Source organism: Vibrio nigripulchritudo ATCC 27043, from assembly GCF_000222685.1.
In the GTDB taxonomy this organism is placed as follows: Bacteria; Pseudomonadota; Gammaproteobacteria; order Enterobacterales; family Vibrionaceae; genus Vibrio; species Vibrio nigripulchritudo.
In genome coordinates, this window is record NZ_AFWJ01000184.1 from 1 (window position 1) to 2,096 (window position 2,096).

Here is a 2,096-nt window from a genome sequence, read left to right on the forward strand (position 1 = left end):
TAAAATACCCAGACCACACATCCATGTTGCCCTGACGCACGTTATGAGTAAGATGATCAATCACATTCAAACCGACGTCTTTGTTAGCCAGCCTTTGTGCTGCATCTTCATAGAAGGTGAAATCAACATCGTAGATCTCGCTTGTGCCGTATCGGTCGACAAAATAGAGCAAACTTTCTCCAATGCCATAAATCGCAGGAATGCTGAGCTCCATTGGACCAATTTGGGTTACGTACTGCTTGCCGCCATTCTCAAGTGCATGAGCCAGAGCCTGTGCTGAATCCTCGACTCTAAAGGCCATGCCGCAAACTGAAGGACCGTGTTCGGCTGCGAACTTTTCAGCCTGACTATGAGGCTGAGCATTGACGATGAAGTTAATGTCGCCTTGGCGATACAACCAGGCTTCTTTTGAACGGTGTTTTGCCACTTCTGCAAAACCTAAAGACGAGAAGAGATCTTTTAAATCCTGAATCCCTTTGTTATCTGCGGCTGTGTATTCAACAAACTCAAATCCATCTGTACCTAGCGGGTTGTATGAAATATCCATAGCCCTATCCTCCGTTGTATGTTCACGTTTAAATACAACATGGATGATTTTTTATCGGGTGGAAATAGATGTTAATGAAATGATAAAATTGGCAAAAAGATTAAAATCTGTACAGATAAATTTACAGCGCATCACATTGACAAAAAATGTATGAAAATAAAGCATGTTACGGGCATTTCCTGGCCGTAAATTTTACTGCCCAACAATAAGAATGGGTGTTACATTTAATTAACATCCATAACTTCACCACTTTCGGCATCAAGATAAATTTTGTTCTCTCGTTCAATGCCACCACAGTAGGTGTAGTACACATCTCTTGGTTGATAGTCCACAGATTTAAGCCAGCCGCGCATTTCTTTGAAATCGCCATTGGAGCAGACACCATCGTCGATCAAAGCCTGAGACACTTTTAGGAACAAATTTCGGTGCGTGACAAAGTTGTCTGAATGTTTGATGGCGATTTCGAGTCTTCCTGAACGAACTGTTGCCAAATTCTCAGGTATGGAGGATGAAAGAAACTGTTCAGAAACCCACTGAGCAAAGTTGCCATCGCCAAATTCGTAATACTCTGAGATGCGAGCCCAGCCCTGATTAGATTCCAGCACGTTTACCTTATCGCCAATATCAAGAACTCGTGAAATCGGAGCATTGGTGCCAGGTTCCCTTCGAACGTTAAGGCGGCTTGAAGTGACGTAGTATTCACCTAATTCAATGGTCGCCACATTCTTCTTTTCTTCAAGCTCCATCATAGGCTTTTCTGCTTGCTGGTCTGGCTCTATAACCTTGCCGTCCGAGCCGGCTACCATAGCCATTTGAGGCATCATGACGAAATAGTAGTATGCACCACCTCCGCCCAAACCCAATAAAATCAATAACAACAGAAGCTTTTTCATTCAATACCATCCTGATTGGTTCTCTTAATCTTAGCAGCTATGAAATTTCGAGCGTGATATTGATCTGGCTCAGCCTTAAAAAAGAGAGGTTTCATGTAATGTGCTTGTACTTCCGTGATGTAGCGTGCGATTGCTTCGCTCGTTTTACGTCCATACCTACTCATACAGAGGTCTTATGTCAAAAGTAAATCAACAAAGGCTTATCGAACACTTCATGTCACTGGTCAAAATCGACAGTGAATCCCGCTATGAAAAACAGATGGCAGAAGAAGTTTCAGAGCAACTGGGGCAATTGGGCTTTGAAGTAAAAAAGCTTCCCGTTACAGAAGACATTTCAAACGGTTTTAATGTTTATGGCAAGCTTGCTGGGAAACTGGAAAGCAGCGTTCTTATAAGCGCCCACCTTGATACGGTAACACCCGGAAACGGTATTGTTCCGATTCTTGAAGATGGGGTTATTCGCTCAGCAGGTGACACCATTTTAGGTGGTGATGATAAGTCGGGTATTGCTGCACTGATCGAAGCGGTTCGCACCATTCAGGAAAATCATCTGGATCACCAGACTATCGAGGTAGCCTTTACTGTTCATGAAGAAGGCGGTCTGCATGGTTCACGTCAGTTCGATATGAGCGTTATCGAATCGGATAGTGCGATTG

Annotated in this window: 2 protein-coding genes and 1 pseudogene; 1 reads left to right on the forward strand and 2 read right to left on the reverse strand. The window is 43.5% G+C overall.

Annotation, left to right across the window (positions count from 1 at the left end):
- Positions 1-547 (reverse strand): annotated as a pseudogene (locus RH89_RS14550) (4-hydroxyphenylpyruvate dioxygenase); the annotation flags it as partial.
- Positions 548-771: 224 nt separating this feature from the next.
- Complete coding sequence (locus RH89_RS14555; protein ID WP_004403381.1) at positions 772-1,440, reverse strand: SH3 domain-containing protein; 669 nt, start codon at positions 1,438-1,440, stop codon at positions 772-774.
- 175 nt (positions 1,441-1,615) lie between these two features.
- Here RH89_RS14555 and RH89_RS14560 point away from each other — a divergent pair.
- Positions 1,616-2,096: M20/M25/M40 family metallo-hydrolase (locus RH89_RS14560; RefSeq protein WP_004403383.1), on the forward strand; the 481-nt coding region annotated here is incomplete at its 3' end.

Coding starts and splice junctions, on each gene's coding strand:
- RH89_RS14555 (WP_004403381.1), bottom strand. CDS start 1,440: ATGAAAAAGCTTCTGTTGTTATTGATTTTATTGGGTTTGGGCGGAGGT.